This is a genomic window from Pasteurella sp. WM03, assembly GCF_004570945.1.
In the GTDB taxonomy this organism is placed as follows: Bacteria; Pseudomonadota; Gammaproteobacteria; order Enterobacterales; family Pasteurellaceae; genus Rodentibacter.
The window spans coordinates 23,138-38,155 of record NZ_SPPO01000009.1 but is presented as its reverse complement, the minus strand read 5'-3'; the positions used below and the strand labels follow the sequence as shown (position 1 = coordinate 38,155).

Here is a 15,018-nt window from a genome sequence, read left to right as displayed (position 1 = left end):
GAAAGTGGTAATTGGGAAAATTTTTCAGAATACTTAAGCCCAAATGAAAGTTTATTGTAGGGGCAAATAAAAGCTTGAAATTAATCAAGATTTGAAAATTTCAGCCAATTTCTTCATCTACCATAAAGCTGAATTTCTGCATAAGTTAGGTAAAATTTTGTGAAAAAACCACCTAGTAACAAAGAATGTAAGGAATATATTAATTAAAAAAGTATTCCACATTTTTTTATTAAATGTTTCTTTTCTTTCATATTTATGTTTATTTCTTATGCCAAAAAAGATGAAACCGCCAAAAAAGAAAAGCGTAATTGTTAATAAATTTAAGCTAAAACTAAAAGGTAAAAGTATCGTAAATACTAACGATATTAAACCTTTAGCAATCCAGCTTTGTAGCGTGTTCCAAAAAGTTCTATTTGCCAAAATACTAATCAAAAGACTGATTGGTAATGTTATTGTATAGCTCCAAATCAGAAACTCATAGCCTTTATATAGCTTAAACATTTCAAAGAAATTAGAAAAATTTGTTGCTTTATCGGCAGATAAGAATCCTAAGGTTACAGGAATTATCATTATGATCGCAGGAATAAAATTTATAAATAGATCTATATAGTTAAGAAACACAATAATCTGTTTGGTTTTTCCTCTAATAACTCCAATTAATCCTATAATGAGGATAAGCCCGAAGACTATATAAATAAATTTGATGTTATTTAATATCATACTTTTTTACAACTTTTCCAAAATAAGATTTTTGTTCTTCACAAAAGGTATCAAAATTTCCTGTTTCATTTCTGGATTCTTGAATTTTTTGATTAATTACCATTTGTGTATTATTTTTGATTTTAAAAGCTTCATCATCAGTCAATGGACAATTATTCTTTCTAGAATATTGTGAAAAGAGCAGGGGATCTACAAATTTACTTTGATTATAGAATTCATCTCCATTTTCTAGTGCTGCACAGGTTGTTCTTACTGCATAGTAATATCCTTCATCTTTAAAAATTTGTTCACATCGTTTATTTGTCAATGTTTGAACAGGCTTAGTTTGATCTGATATTTTGTTATGAATATCATCGCTTTTACAAGCCAGATAACCCCCAACACATATTGCGATAATAATAATGCCTTTGATCGCATCGCATAGGCTCATATCATCTTTCTTTTTGGCTTTACCTGTTTTTCCGTCAATAGCTTCTTGGCGTAATCTCATAAATTCTTTTTCTGAAATTGCCCCTATTTTAAAAGCCGCTCTATTTCTTTTGATGTTGATTTAGCCATATTTTCCTCCTATTTATTCATTATCTTTAATAGTTAAATCGCCATACCGCCATTTATATCCGTCCCAAGAAATGAGATCCGGTAAATTTCTGGTAGTTGATGATCTATTTTTTCTTGGTTGCCCACTTTGTTTGAACCAGCAACTAAGCACCGTTCCTGCTCTTGGTACTAAAATGGTATTTTTATCATTCAATTCCGGTTGCATAAAATAGGTGAGCAATCTCTCGGGTTCTTTTAAATATGCTTTATATGCTCCATTGTTTGAAGGATAGGGGGTTGAAATGACTTGTCCTAACCAAATTTCTTGCTCACGAGTAATCAAAGGTAACTTATGGTGATTTCTAAATCGTGCGCTATAAGAGTTCTCTGAGATACCGCAATAGAGAATCTCACTATTATTACGGCTTCCTTTTTGCTTTCCTGTTCCTAGGTAAAGCCCTGTTTTATATTTCCATTCGGGACTTTCTAAAATTTCCTCCAGACTAAATGGTCCGAACCAATGAATCAATGTAAATGGATGTTGCATTTCTAGCTCTTTAAATAGGTAAATGTATATAAATGTACTATAACAGATATTTTTAAGAGAGTAAAACAGTTACAAAATAGCAATAAAAGATAATTTAGGGCTATAGAATGTCGAAACTTTCAGTAACGGAAACAGATAGATTGATTGGGAAAAGAATTCAGCAGAAACGTAAAGAAGTTGGATTAAGTGCCGCAGAATTATCAGAACAAATCGGTATTGCTCAACAGCAGCTTTCTCGTTATGAACGTGGGGAAAATAAAATTAATGTCTCTCATCTTGTTGAAATCGCCACTACACTTAATACGCCGATTGGTTGGTTTTTCATTGATTGCTTGTCCGATCAAATTGAAAATGGTAAGAGGATATTCATTCCTATCAACGAAAATGATGTTAAAAGCCGATTGAACCATCATTTAAATAATTTGAGCTTAGATAAACAAAGAGGGTTGTTGATTTTCTTGGAGACGGTGTTGTAAAAAATATTCAGTACAGAGATTAAGGCAAGAGATAAGCGGAAATTATAAACTTTTAAAGTTGTGATTAAAAAACGGTAAAAATACGAAATGAATAAAATATAAATTTCAAGGAAATGTAGAGACGTATTGCGTACGTCTGTTTACTAACCTCTTGAAGTTGCTTTAATTTATACCGGACATACGTAGTGTTAGGTTATTTAATATTGGACAGTTAATGATATTAGCATTTAATTTTAGCGATATTTAAAAACTAAATTTGTTGTGGCTTTTTGCCTCTACGGAATAAACTACAATCAATTTGTTCAACGTAATATAATAACAAAAAATAAACCGCACTTTTGTGCGGTTTATTTTTCTGTCGTCAATATTATTGAGCGGCTTTTAATTTTTGATAATAGCTATCATACAGCTCAATGGCATCATCCACATCAAGTTGCCATTGGCTTCTATCGATCACGTCTTGAGCAATAAAGGTTGCACGATCATCCGTTAATTCTTTTGGCAAACGTTTTAATGCCTTGAGATTAGAAGTGGGATAGCCGATTTGTAAAGTCAGTTTTTCTGCCACATCCGCACTCAATAGATAATTAATCAGCTTGTGTGCGCCTTCCACATTTTTAGCGGTTTTCGGAATGGCCAAATTATCAATCCAAAGCATTGTGCCTTCTTTTGGATACTGCATATCAATTTTTGCCCCTTCGTTTTTGGCAATGCGAACGGAGCCATTCCATAATAAACCGACTTCGGTTTCACCTGAAATAAAGCTGCTGGATGGGTTATCCGAATTAAATGCCAAAATATTGCCACGTAATTTAAGCAATTCTTGATAAGCCTCTTCCAAGACTTTTGGATCTTGCGTATTCGGGTCTTTGTTCATTTTTAACAGGGCGATATTGAACAATTCTCTTGGATCATCCAACATTTGCAAACGCCCCTTAAATTCAGGTTTCCACAGATCGCCCCAAGATTGAAATTGGGCGGCATTTTGCGTATCCGTGTTATAAGCAATGCCGGTCGCCCCAAATAATTGAGGTAAGGAATATTTGTTGCCTTTATCAAAAGGTTTATCCAGCATATTCGGATCTAATTCTTTGATAACGGGCAGTTTTTCGTGATCTAATGCCTTTAGCATATCTTCCCGAATCATTTTGGAGACAAAATAGCTGGTGGGGGCAATCACATCATAGCCACCGTTTTCACCCTGAGTTTTCAGTTTAGCGTACATGGTCTCATTTGATTCCAAACTGGAAACAATCACTTTAATCCCGGTTTCCTTGGTGAAGTTGTCCAGTAAACCTTCCGGCACATATTCGCTCCAAGTATAGAGATAAACCGTATTGTCATTCGCCATTGCGATATTGTGGGTGCTAAATAAAAATACACTTGAAGTGAAAAGTGCGGTCAATTTTTTCATAATTTTTTATTCTCCTTAATACAGAAAATAAAACCAGATCTTTCAAGTAAGATCGCCACACTCAAAGAGGGAAGAACCTTAGTATTTGAGGCTCCGTCATTGTAGGGTAACAAGGCGGATTTGCAACATTTTTATAACATTTAAACCGCCTTGGAAGGGGAAATGAATAGAGGTCTAATGAGTTTGAAGCCCCAAAAATCCCATAAAACTACGATGATTTTTGCAAAAATTGGGCAATTTTTTCCATTGCCTGTGTTCGGCGTTCGTCCCGTTCAAATAAAATCTCGTGTTTTGCTTGATGAATGAGCTCGCAATGAGCGTGAGGGAAAAGTGCGGTCAGTTTTTCCAAGGTTTTGTTATCCACGATTTTTTCTTTTTCCGATTGCAAAATCAGCACCGGTATTTCAATGCGAGGAAGAATGGCAGGCAAGCGTTTGATTGCACTCAGGCATAAATGTACCCAGCGGAAGGTCGGGCCGCCAAGGTGAAGATCGGGATATTTTCGGTTGATTCGGTTCATCCATTTCATACGGGTTTTGCAAAAACTCAGCTCATTTTGTTCAAGATGCGCCGGTTTATAAGCCCCTTTGCCGAAAACATAACGCGTCCCCTGCCCCAGTAAATTCATGGTGGCAATTATCAGCTCATCACGAATCGGCTGTTTTAACGGCACGCCAAAGAAAGGGGAAGAAAGCACCGCTTTGTGAATGTGATGATCGCAATTTGCCAAATAATAAGCAGCAATCAATGAACCAAGAGAATGGGAAATAAGATGTTGGGTTTGATAGTCAAAAAGCGCGGTCGTTTTTTCAACCACTTTTTGCATATCCGCCACATAAAAACGAAATTCATCTAAATGCCCTTTTTCCGGATTTTGTAAAAGCCGCTCGGAATAGCCCTGACCACGGTGGTCAAACAGCAATACATCATAGCCTTGATGATAAAAATCATAGGCAAGCTCCGACCATTTCATCATATTCTCCGCCCGCCCGTTCACCAAAACCATCAATTTTTTGACCGCACTTCCCTCGTGAACAAAATGGCGATAGGCAATACGAATATTGCCTTTCCCAACAACATATTGGGTAGGCACACTTTCAAAAAAAGGCAACAATTCCACTAAGGCAAATTGGCAAAAACGGGGTTCTCTTATCATAATCATGATTCCAACGGCTTTTGGATAAAAATAACGCAATTAATGGGCTTTTGTCATATTTTGATGTCATGCCATTATTCAGAAAAATCAGCCAAAACCGACCGCACTTTAAGGATTTGGGGGAGTCGGCATTATAGCATTTATTATTCCAAATTCGGCATTCTCTTTCCCTCAGATTTCATTCTAATAACGTTCAAGTTTCAATCAATTAAAGCAAGCCAAAGTATAAAATATTGCGCAAAAAAAAAACAACTTATAATCATTTTTTAACCAATTTAACGATTTAACCAAAGAGGAAAACCCAATGAAATTCAACAAAACCACCCTATTTTTCACCGCACTTTTTGCTTTTTCCACCGCCACGCTTAGCCCGGTGGCTTTTGCGGATAGTAAAAGCCAATTTAATCAAGCTGTAACGGCTTATGAGAATCAAAGTTATACAACTGCCTTTAATCTTTTTAAGCCTTTAGCAGAGCAAGGGCATGCAGCCGCTCAATTTAATTTGGGGTTGATGTATGCCAAGGGACGGGGCGTAAGACAAGATGACCACCAAGCAAAATACTGGGCAGGTAAAAGCTGTGAAAATGGCAACCAAGATGGCTGTGATATTTATCGTATTTTGAATGAGGGGGAAATAGTATGCGTAAAAAATTAGCATCATTTTTTGGTATGGCTGCCTTTTGGGCATTTTTAATTTTAGGGGGATGTATCGTTTTTCTACCCTATGTTGGCGTATATATCACTTATGTGTGTTTACCTGTGGGCATTATTGGTACGTTTTTTTGGTATTTATTGAGTGAGAAAGAAGATAGGTAGTCGATGAAAAACAATATTTTTAAATTTGATGAAATAGATAAGAGAGAAGGAAAAAAGTCAAAATGAAAACAAAGCAAGTTTTATGGTTAGCCGGCATACTCACTGTGGGTATTGGTGGCACAGTTTATTTTACTCAGTATTATCCTGAGCAAGCTGAGGTTCGTCAGTTGGAAAACCAAATTCAACGTGATTATTATGGTGGCATATTTAAATTATCTGATTCCGAAGAAAAAGAAATCGCCCCCGAGAGATTGAGAGTGCTGGCAGAAAAAGGCTATGCTGTCGCTCAATACGGATTGGCTGAGTTTTATAAGGAAAGTGAGAATAATACATTAGCAAAAAAATGGTATGAAAAAGCCGCAGAGCAGAAAATGGCTCGTGCTTATGTGGGATTGGCGGATCTCGAGGAAAACAAATCTGATAAAAAAGCCTTGTTAGAAAAAGCCTCAGCCTTAGGTGATGCGAAGGCTGATTATGATTTGGCAATTTCTTATTTGGAAAATGATGAACTCACCGCAGCAATGTTGGTAGAAAAATCAGCCAAGGCAGGTTATTTTCATGCAATGTCCTTATTATCCGGAATGTATCGAGAAGGAATAGGGGTAAAACAAAACTGGGAGAAAGCCTTTGATTGGTCGTTACAAACTTATCAACGGGCGAAAGCGTTAAATGTGGCAGCTGTTGATTTATCCATACCGGCTACGAAAAATACCAATCTTTTATTTGAAGATACTTATAAACAATTGGCAATTTTCTATTTGTTAGGGATTAGTACGGAGAAAAACGAAGCCAAAGCTCAACAGTTATTAGCAGAGAGAAATTCACTTGTACAAAACAAAACAGTGAAGAATATTCTAGAAGAATTATCTCTTGATGAATTAAAAGTCGAGATTCTGACTATGGATATTCCGAAAGAATATCAAGAACGGGTGGCAATTTTAAAGGCAGAAATGAACAGCAATCGTGATCCTGAATTTTGGTTAAAATTAGGTGAGAAAACGGAAGATCAGACAAAAGCCAAAGACTATTTTGGTTCTGCCTGCGATTTTGGTAGTCAGAAAGGTTGTGATAAATACCGTGAAATTAATGAAAAACAAATGAATAAATAACGAAAAAATAATAAACGGTCGGCTGTTTTCGGGTAAACAACTGACCGTTTTTACATTCGTGAGGGAAGATTACATTACATCACATCACCAACTGTTTCAAAATACGGCGAACCGGCTCAGCAGCACCCCATAGGAGTTGGTCGCCTACGGTGAAGGCAGAGAGGTATTCGCCACCCATGGCAAGTTTGCGTAAACGTCCGACCGGTACACTTAATGTGCCTGTTACTTTCGCCGGCGTTAATTCTTTTAAGGTTGTTTCTTTGTCGTTTGGAATCACTTTCACCCATTCATTGTGTGAGGCAATGATTTGCTCAATTTCCGCTAATGGTAAATCTTTTTTCAATTTGATGGTGAAGGCTTGGCTGTGGCAACGTAATGCACCAATACGTACACATAAGCCATCAACCGGAATTGGGTTGTCACTTAAGCCAAGAATTTTGTTAGTTTCGGCATAGCCTTTCCATTCTTCTTTAGTCTGTCCGGTTTCCGGTAACAGTTTGTCGATCCAAGGGATAAGGCTACCGCCCAATGCCGCCCCAAAGTTTTCAGTTGGGAAATCGGCAGAACGCATTTCTGCAGTAACTTTACGTTCAATGTCTAAAATAGAAGATGCCGGGTTGGCTAATTCCTCTTTCACCGCATCACGCAATAAGCCCATTTGGGAAAGCAATTCACGCATATTTTTTGCACCGGCACCTGATGCGGCTTGGTAGGTTGCCACCGAGATCCATTCCACTAAATCACGTTCAAATAACCCACCGATTGCCATCAGCATAAGGCTCACTGTACAGTTTCCGCCTACGAAAGTTTTAATGCCGTTTTTTAAGCCTTCATCAATCACATTTTGATTGACCGGATCAAGCACGATAATGGCATCTTTTTCCATACGCAATGCAGAAGCTGCATCCACCCAGTAGCCATTCCAGCCTGTTGCTTTTAATTTTGGATAGACTTCGTTGGTGTAATCGCCCCCCTGACAGGTGACGATAATGTCTAATTTTTTGAGTTCATCAATATCAAAGGCATTTTTGAGCTCGCCAGCCTCTTTGTCGGCGAATACCGGGGCTTTTTGCCCTGCTTGTGAAGTAGTAAAGAAAACAGGATTGATGTTTGCAAAATCATTTTCTTGCACCATGCGATCCATTAATACGGAACCGACCATTCCGCGCCATCCGATAAAACCAACGTTTTTCATAGTTTTTTCCTTTGTTAATGTTGTGTTTGAATGGGTTTATTAATTACAAGATAGTGCGGTCAAAATCAAGTGTTTTTATGATGGAGAGCAATAAATTTATGATCGGATTAATTGTTATCAATAAAAAATCCCCTTTCGGGGATTTTTAGCTATTTTTCAGTTTTTCTCGTGGTTTTTTTCGCCGTAGATTTAGCCTTAGATTTGACCGCACTTTTTTTCACGCCGGTTTTAGAGGTTTCAGCTTTTTTGTCTGCCGATTTTTTTACTGTAGCATTTTGCTTTGGCTTTTCGCTCAAATGTTCTGCTTTCCACTCGTTAAGTTTTTCCAGTAAGATTTTACCCATTGGGCTTGGATCGCCGGTAAAGAGGGTTTGCAAACCGTTATTTTCAATAATATGACGGCGTAAAGCCAGACGTTCTTCATGGTTTTCTGCTAAACGAATCGCTCTTTCTACATATTCATCGACGGTATTGGCAATGAGCCATTCAGGTAAACCTAAACGTTTAAATAAGCCTTCATCAATATGTTCATGCACTTCAGGCCCAGTTTTACAAATTCCCACCAAACCAAGGGTCACCATATCAATAATGCCGTTTGTATTCCCAAATGGGAATGGGTTTACCATCATATCGCAGTGATACAAAACCTGAAGATACTGATGGTAAGGCGAGTGAGCGTGAGCAGTGGCATCGTCACCTAAATAAGATTTAATAAAACGCTCAACATAAGGATGAGTGATACCGCTAGATTGCCCTAATGCAAAGTGGAAGTGGACTTTCACTTTAGCACGATCACGAATGGCTTTTAATGCCTCCAAGAAATAAGGATTTAATTTCATTGTTGTGGAGGCGATTCCGATATTCACGACTTCCGGCTGAGTGCGTAAGCGGTATTCCACATTCTGTGGTGCGAGGGCTGATGGCACATAAGGAAGCGCATCTTTTGGTAAACGTAACAACGTTTCGCTGAAACATTCTTCTGATCCCACATAGTCATCTTCAACAATCACATATTCAATAAAATCTGAATGGGTAGTCGCAGGGTGACCTAATGCAATGACTTGAATAGGCGCAAGGCGGGTGTTGCTGGCAAAAATAGTGGTGAGATCCATTCCGATACTTGGCATATAAAATACCGATGCGCCATTTTCTTCACAAATAGTTTTTAAAAACGTGAGTTTTCCGATAATGGAATTGCCTTCAATTAAGTGAAATTCATCAAAGACGGCACGACCGGCATCATCTACGGCACTGCCACCGATTCCAATTAGATGGAAACGCTCACGTGCCGCTTGCATAGAGGTCGAGTGGGTTCGATAAATTGAATGGGCGGAGTGGAAATGTTCTAAGAGAACAATCATTACCGGTTTGCCGTTACACTCACCTAATTTTGTTACATCTCGGTCTGTCCAACCTGAAGCGATAAGATGACGGCGGATAACTTGATTTAATGCGTGCTTAACATTATGTTTATTGGCGGCTACGTCATAACTACAATGCATATAGACATCGTGCGAAATACCGCTAGGTAGGTTATTTAGATTTTCAATTTGCGCTAATTTTTCAGGGAACCATTGCAAGAGGGTTGCACGTTTACCAAACGATTGTTCTGTACCAATAAAACGAGGTGACTGTAATGCAAAACACAGTGAGGCACAAAGCTCAGGATCAAGATTCCATAATGCATCCAAATTAAGATGAACATTTGATTCAGGTAAATAGAGAATACAGAATTTAACTAATTCTGATGTATCTAAGTGAATATTTAATGGATCTTGAGGTGTAGGATTACGATTATAGGTTTGTAAAATATGGTCTGCATTCACAAAAGGAGATGAAGCAAAAATCATATTTAGCCAACGTTGTAAAACAAAGAAACGCTGTGCTCCGGAAGGGGAAATATCTAATTGAGGATCGCTAAATAATTGAGTGATGGCAACTACCATTCGAGTGCAAAAGTAGATATTTTTTTCTTTGGTTAGGCTCTCAAGTTGCTGCGGAAAATCAATTTCAATATCTTGAATATCGCCAAAATTTGAGTCAATTTTACCCAGAATATCAAGTAATTCGACACAAGCCGCTTCATAGTTTTTAGCTGCAACCTCTTTTTCAAAACGCAGCACACTCGGTTTCTTCACTTCAGACACTTTACCCTCCTTCTCAATTTTTAACAGATTCCCCACAGATCGTATTCATCTGATTGGGTAATAGTGACTTTAATGACATCACCGACTTTCACATTGATGCCGTTTGGGTTATCGACATAAACTAAGCCATCAATTTCCGGTGCATCCGCTTTTGAACGTCCCACAATTCCTTCTTCATCAATTTCATCGACTAACACGTCCAAGGTTTTACCCATTTTTTGTTTTAATCGCTCGGCTGAAATTTCTTGTTGTAGTTGCATAAAACGATGGTAGCGTTCTTCTTTGATTTCTTCCGGTATTTGATCTGCCATCTCCGTTGCCGGTGCACATTCTACCGGGCTAAACTTAAAGCAACCTACACGGTCAAGTTGAGCTTCTTTTAAGAAATCAAGTAGTAATTGGAAATCTTCTTCGGTTTCACCCGGAAAACCGACAATAAAGGTGGAACGCAAGGTTAAATCAGGACAAATTTCACGCCATTTTTTTATGCGTTCTAAAGTGCGGTCAATACTGCCCGGTCTTTTCATTGCTTTGAGAATTTTTGGGCTAGCATGCTGTAAGGGTATATCTAAATAAGGTAGTAATATGCCCTCTGCCATCAGTGGGATTAAATCATCCACGTGGGGATATGGATAAACATAATGCAAACGCACCCAAATACCGAGTTTTCCCAATTGCTTACAGAGCGTCATCAAATCATTTTTGATCGGCATTCCGTTCCAAAATGATGTTTTTACTCCGCCTTCTTGGCGTTTTAAATCCATAGAATAAGCAGAGGTATCTTGCGATACAACGAGTAACTCTTTCACGCCGGCTTCGGCTAAACGTTTGGCTTCATCCAATACTTGAGTGATGGAACGACTTTCCAAATCACCACGCATGGAAGGGATAATGCAAAAAGTGCAACGATGATCACAACCCTCAGAAATTTTCAAGTAAGCATAATGTTTTGGTGTGAGTTTCACCCCTTGCTTTGGGACAAGGCTCGTGTAAGGGTTATGAGAAGGCTTAGGTACATATTTGTGTACTTGTGCCATCACGGCTTCGTAACTATGAGGGCCCGTTACTTCCAACACTTTAGGATGCACTTCACGAATACGATCTTCTTTTGCGCCTAAGCAACCGGTTACAATCACACGACCATTTTCTTCCAGTGCTTCGCCAATAGCTTCCAAGGACTCTTGCACGGCACTATCAATAAAACCGCAAGTATTGACAATGACCAAATCAACATTTTCGTAACTTGGCACAATATTGTACCCGTCTGTTCGCAGCTCCGTTAAAATTCGCTCGGAGTCAACCAAGTTTTTGGGGCAACCCAGACTTATGAAGCCAATATTTCCGGTTGGATTTTGCATAAATTTATCTCGACTTTAGCCATATTAAAGCACCTAATTCTACTCAATTTCAATACGAAAGGCGATCAATTAAAGGTAAAAAAATTGTAAAATTAGCTGTATTTTATTTTTCAACCCGTTAGAATTTTTACCCAATTTTATTAAGAATAATGGCATTATGGAAAATTCACCGCTTATTTTGACCGCACTTTTAAGTTCTCATCATTTGATTATTCTCGGAAAAATGTTTTTAGCCTTGCTTTTGGGGAGCATTATTGGTCTGGAACGTGAGTTAAAACACAAACCTGTCGGCATCAAGACCTGTTCGATTATAGCGATTACGACTTGCGTATTAACCATGGTTTCCATTCAAGCAGCGGAACATTATGCGCAAGTGTCAGAAAATATTCGTACCGACCCAATGCGTCTTGCTGCACAGGTGATTAGCGGGATTGGTTTTCTTGGCGCTGGCGTTATTTTGCATAAAAAGAATGATGCCATTTCCGGCTTAACAACGGCTGCAATTATTTGGGCTGCCGCCGGTATTGGTATTGCAACCGGTGCAGGCTTTATTTTTGATGCGCTGATTGCAACAGTGATGATTTTGGTTTCGGTGCGTTTCAGTCCGATGGTGCAACGTTTAGTAAGGCGTAAAGGTCGTAAAAAGAAAACTAAAATTATCATTCATCTCAGCTCATCGGCTTCTCTTGCTGTGATTACTAACTTGTTAATTCAAAACGATTACCGTATTGAAAATCTTTCGGTCAAAGATTTGGTTAATAACGAAGTTCGTGTACAAATTCGATGTTTTGCGATTGATAGCACGATGATTAAAGATATTTACACCCTATTAAAAACGGAAGAAGGGGTGTTGAGCGTGGAGTTGTTTGAAAATTAAGATTAGGGGGTAATTCCCCCTTTTTGTTATCTTAAAGTAGATTATCACTTCATTGCCATGCCACCCTTTACTTTTGATTGTTTTATGATCAGATATTGTTCATTCCTTTATCCCTTTCTTTCTTCAAGCACAATAAAAAATCAAACGTTCTCTCGTTAGTCAATATTTTCTTTACATTGCCATTCAAAATAATATGATAATCATTATCAATTTTATTTCACTTTAAGGAATACCATGTATAAAAATAGAATCGCACTTTTTATCTGTGCGACCTTGTATGCTACCAATACATTTTCAGAAGAAAAAATCACTGACAATCAATCCAATATGCTACCGGAAATTGTGGTATATGGAGAACATAATAAATCACTTTCCTCCACTCAAACGCTCACTTCCGCCGAGATAGAAAAAACGCCTACAAGCAATAATAACATTACCGATTATTTGCGTTCTAACCCGCATATTCGTTATGAAGACAGCGATCAAGACGGTTTTCAGCGTGGGGAAATTAAGCCGCAAAATATCTCAATTAATGGTGCGGATGCAAACCAAACTGCTTATTTTGTGGACAATGTCAATGTAAACAATGATTTAACGGTGGATAGTGAAATCTTTGACGGTGCAATGCAAGTCTTGCCGGGAATTAGCCATACACAGGCTTATTTTTTTGATGCCTCTATGCTTTCCAAAGTTGAAGTACATGACAGCAATATTTCTGCCAGTCTAGGTGGCTTTATGGGGGGAGCAGTGGTCGCCAAAACGAAACAATATAGCGGTAACGATAGTGTTTCACTCAAGTATCGCACAACTAATTCCGGTTGGGCAAAAATGAATGCCGATAATTCGGCACAAAATTTATTGGATAAAATCAGACCTGAAGCCGATGGTGTCGCCGCATTTCAGCCTAAATATCGCAAGCAGACGTTCAACATCGTTTTGGAAAAAGGTTTAACGGATAATTTAGGTATGGTGTTAGGTTATAGCAAACGCCATTCCCGTATCCAACAAAATCGCCTTATCGGCTACGACACCGAAGCTAAATTAAATAAACAAAATCATTTGCGTGATTCCGATAATTTATTGCTGAATTTCAACTTAGCGGCAAGTGAAAAAGATCGTTTTGAACTAGGATTCCGTTATTCCAATTATAAAGAACAAAAATATTACACGACCAATATTGATAGCGATGTTAGCGACTATCACCAAGCCTTCGGCACGACATTGGCATGGGTGCATTCATTTGATTCTGGCGTTTGGACAAATACCCTTGCTTATGATCGTTTCAACGATAAACGAAAATCCTCTTCTGCCAATGTAGAAACAATTTCTGTTTTTGATGAAAATGATGAGCAGCTTTACGATTATGAAAAAGGCGGTTATGGTAACAGTTCTCTGACACAAGATAATCTTCATTTCTCAACGGAATTTGCCGTTGATCCTTTTGATTTAGGCACAAGTCGCCACTCTATTTCCCTTGGTGGGATTTATCAGGCGACACATTATAAATTCCACCGACCTCAAGATGTTCGCCAAAAACTGATTGTTCAATCTCCGTTTTATCCATCGGAAAGCACCAGTATCACTTATAGCGGTCGTGCTAAAACCCGTTATCAAAATTTCTTCTTTTATGCGGAAGATTTAATCTCTTGGAAAAAATTGGAATTTCGCCCCGGAGTACGTATCGAAAGGGATGATTATTTACAAAACAATAATATCGCCCCACGTTTTGTGGCTAGCTATAAACCTTGGGAAGAAACCGGTTTAACATTAGGATTGAACCGTTATTACGGCCGCTCTTTCGCGTCATTAAAACTGACCAATGAAATTTTAAAAATCAATCGTGATACCAGCCGTGAATATCAAGCATTCAATTCACTAAAAACGCCTTATGCCGATGAAGTCAGTTTGGGAATAGAGCAAGAATTCGGCAATTTAGCATTTAAATTGAATTACATTCACCGCCAGAATAAAAATCGGATTCTATTAAAACGCGACGCCAACCGAGTAAATTCCTATCATAACGGCAGTGATTTCAGCGTGGATGTTTATACATTCCAAGTCAATAACATTGAACCTTGGAAATGGGGAAAAACCTACTGGACAGGTTCGTTAGGCTTTGATTGGCTGAACACAAAACGTGCCGATATTGGTCGAGAGCTTGATCCGAATGAGACTGTTTATCTTGATGGTAAATTAATGACCCGCCGCAATATGCTAAATAAAGTTAATAGCTCTACGGAAGATTGGATTGCCCGATTGGGTATGGATATAGCAATTCCCGATTATCACATCACTTGGTCAAATAAAGTCTATATGAAAGCACCAATTCGTAGTTATGAAGAATTAGACGGTAACTTTGATGACGATATTTCCCGTTATCGTTCTTATCATTACGGTCGTCATACTCAATGGGATTCCAGTATTCGTTGGCAACCGACCATAGTCGGCAATCACAGCGTTTATTTACAGATGGAGATCCTCAACGTATTAAATCAAACCCGCAAATCTAAAATTATTAAACCGATTTCAAGTCAGGATGAATACGGCATTTATACGCCCGGTCGTGAATTTTGGTTGGAAATAGGCTACAAATTCTAAGTTAATATTAATTTCTGCTACGTTAATACGAATTAGCGTAGCTTTTCTTTTTTATTTAAGCAAAAATG

14 protein-coding genes are annotated in these 15,018 nt (G+C 38.1%); 6 read left to right on the top strand and 8 right to left on the bottom strand.

Features of this window, described 5'->3' with window-relative positions:
* Window positions 1-117: 117 nt before the first annotated feature.
* The 3 genes from E4T92_RS09115 to E4T92_RS09105 form a co-directional block, all read right to left on the bottom strand.
* Window positions 118-570 (bottom strand): hypothetical protein, encoded by a 453-nt coding sequence (locus tag E4T92_RS09115; RefSeq protein ID WP_167754048.1) that lies wholly within the window; start codon window positions 568-570, stop codon window positions 118-120.
* Window positions 571-706: 136 nt separating this feature from the next.
* Window positions 707-1,210 carry a hypothetical protein gene (locus tag E4T92_RS09110; protein WP_135094362.1) on the bottom strand — a complete coding sequence of 168 codons (504 nt, stop codon included), beginning with the start codon at window positions 1,208-1,210 and terminating at the stop codon, window positions 707-709.
* Between the two features lie 81 nt (window positions 1,211-1,291).
* A complete protein-coding gene (locus tag E4T92_RS09105) occupies window positions 1,292-1,804 on the bottom strand; it encodes a hypothetical protein (protein ID WP_135094361.1) in 513 nt (170 codons plus the stop codon).
* A gap of 107 nt (window positions 1,805-1,911) precedes the next feature.
* Here E4T92_RS09105 and E4T92_RS09100 point away from each other — a divergent pair, with 107 nt between their 5' ends.
* Complete coding sequence (locus E4T92_RS09100) at window positions 1,912-2,280, top strand: helix-turn-helix transcriptional regulator (RefSeq protein WP_135094360.1); 369 nt, start codon at window positions 1,912-1,914, stop codon at window positions 2,278-2,280.
* A gap of 367 nt (window positions 2,281-2,647) precedes the next feature.
* Here E4T92_RS09100 and E4T92_RS09095 read toward each other — a convergent pair whose 3' ends face one another.
* Both E4T92_RS09095 and E4T92_RS09090 read right to left on the bottom strand, forming a co-directional pair.
* Complete coding sequence (locus E4T92_RS09095; RefSeq protein ID WP_135094359.1) at window positions 2,648-3,694, bottom strand: extracellular solute-binding protein; 1,047 nt, start codon at window positions 3,692-3,694, stop codon at window positions 2,648-2,650.
* A gap of 208 nt (window positions 3,695-3,902) precedes the next feature.
* Entirely contained in the window at window positions 3,903-4,850 is a 948-nt protein-coding gene (locus E4T92_RS09090; protein ID WP_135094358.1) for an alpha/beta hydrolase, read from the bottom strand.
* 304 nt (window positions 4,851-5,154) lie between these two features.
* Between E4T92_RS09090 and E4T92_RS11340 the strand changes: the two genes are divergently transcribed.
* The 3 genes from E4T92_RS11340 (at window position 5,155) to E4T92_RS09080 (ending at window position 6,775) form a co-directional block, all read left to right on the top strand.
* Window positions 5,155-5,505, top strand: a complete 351-nt coding sequence (locus tag E4T92_RS11340) for a tetratricopeptide repeat protein (protein WP_135094357.1) — start codon at window positions 5,155-5,157, stop codon at window positions 5,503-5,505.
* Window positions 5,490-5,666, top strand: a complete 177-nt coding sequence (locus E4T92_RS11095) for a hypothetical protein (protein WP_167754046.1) — start codon at window positions 5,490-5,492, stop codon at window positions 5,664-5,666. Before E4T92_RS11340 ends, E4T92_RS11095 begins: the two co-directional genes overlap by 16 nt.
* 62 nt (window positions 5,667-5,728) lie before the next feature.
* Window positions 5,729-6,775, top strand: a complete 1,047-nt coding sequence (locus E4T92_RS09080; RefSeq protein WP_135094356.1) for a tetratricopeptide repeat protein — start codon at window positions 5,729-5,731, stop codon at window positions 6,773-6,775.
* 79 nt (window positions 6,776-6,854) lie between these two features.
* Here E4T92_RS09080 and asd read toward each other — a convergent pair whose 3' ends face one another.
* The 3 genes from asd to rimO form a co-directional block, all read right to left on the bottom strand.
* Window positions 6,855-7,970 (bottom strand): aspartate-semialdehyde dehydrogenase, encoded by a 1,116-nt coding sequence (asd, locus tag E4T92_RS09075; RefSeq protein ID WP_135094355.1) that lies wholly within the window; start codon window positions 7,968-7,970, stop codon window positions 6,855-6,857.
* 149 nt (window positions 7,971-8,119) lie between these two features.
* The gene (locus E4T92_RS09070) at window positions 8,120-10,117 is read right to left on the bottom strand and encodes an adhesin (protein WP_135094354.1); all 1,998 of its coding nucleotides are present in this window, start codon (window positions 10,115-10,117) and stop codon (window positions 8,120-8,122) included.
* A 20-nt stretch (window positions 10,118-10,137) separates the two neighbouring features.
* Entirely contained in the window at window positions 10,138-11,475 is a 1,338-nt protein-coding gene (rimO, locus tag E4T92_RS09065) for a 30S ribosomal protein S12 methylthiotransferase RimO (RefSeq protein WP_135094353.1), read from the bottom strand.
* A 157-nt stretch (window positions 11,476-11,632) separates the two neighbouring features.
* On the opposite strand from rimO, the gene E4T92_RS09060 reads away from it, so the two are divergent.
* Complete coding sequence (locus E4T92_RS09060) at window positions 11,633-12,352, top strand: MgtC/SapB family protein (protein WP_077542641.1); 720 nt, start codon at window positions 11,633-11,635, stop codon at window positions 12,350-12,352.
* Between the two features lie 234 nt (window positions 12,353-12,586).
* Complete coding sequence (locus E4T92_RS09055; protein ID WP_135094352.1) at window positions 12,587-14,950, top strand: TonB-dependent receptor; 2,364 nt, start codon at window positions 12,587-12,589, stop codon at window positions 14,948-14,950.
* The last annotated feature ends 68 nt before the right edge of the window (window positions 14,951-15,018 follow it).

Excerpts from the sequence above, each read along its gene's own strand:
- E4T92_RS09095 (WP_135094359.1), bottom strand. The coding sequence starts at position 3,694 with ATGAAAAAATTGACCGCACTTTTCACTTCAAGTGTATTTTTATTTAGC.
- E4T92_RS09115 (WP_167754048.1), bottom strand. The coding sequence starts at position 570 with ATGATAATTCCTGTAACCTTAGGATTCTTATCTGCCGATAAAGCAACA.
- E4T92_RS11340 (WP_135094357.1), top strand. The coding sequence starts at position 5,155 with ATGAAATTCAACAAAACCACCCTATTTTTCACCGCACTTTTTGCTTTT.
- E4T92_RS09080 (WP_135094356.1), top strand. The coding sequence starts at position 5,729 with ATGAAAACAAAGCAAGTTTTATGGTTAGCCGGCATACTCACTGTGGGT.
- E4T92_RS09105 (WP_135094361.1), bottom strand. The coding sequence starts at position 1,804 with ATGCAACATCCATTTACATTGATTCATTGGTTCGGACCATTTAGTCTG.
- E4T92_RS09100 (WP_135094360.1), top strand. The coding sequence starts at position 1,912 with ATGTCGAAACTTTCAGTAACGGAAACAGATAGATTGATTGGGAAAAGA.
- asd (WP_135094355.1), bottom strand. The coding sequence starts at position 7,970 with ATGAAAAACGTTGGTTTTATCGGATGGCGCGGAATGGTCGGTTCCGTA.
- E4T92_RS11095 (WP_167754046.1), top strand. The coding sequence starts at position 5,490 with ATGCGTAAAAAATTAGCATCATTTTTTGGTATGGCTGCCTTTTGGGCA.
- rimO (WP_135094353.1), bottom strand. The coding sequence starts at position 11,475 with ATGCAAAATCCAACCGGAAATATTGGCTTCATAAGTCTGGGTTGCCCC.
- E4T92_RS09110 (WP_135094362.1), bottom strand. The coding sequence starts at position 1,210 with ATGAGATTACGCCAAGAAGCTATTGACGGAAAAACAGGTAAAGCCAAA.
- E4T92_RS09090 (WP_135094358.1), bottom strand. The coding sequence starts at position 4,850 with ATGATAAGAGAACCCCGTTTTTGCCAATTTGCCTTAGTGGAATTGTTG.
- E4T92_RS09055 (WP_135094352.1), top strand. The coding sequence starts at position 12,587 with ATGTATAAAAATAGAATCGCACTTTTTATCTGTGCGACCTTGTATGCT.
- E4T92_RS09060 (WP_077542641.1), top strand. The coding sequence starts at position 11,633 with ATGGAAAATTCACCGCTTATTTTGACCGCACTTTTAAGTTCTCATCAT.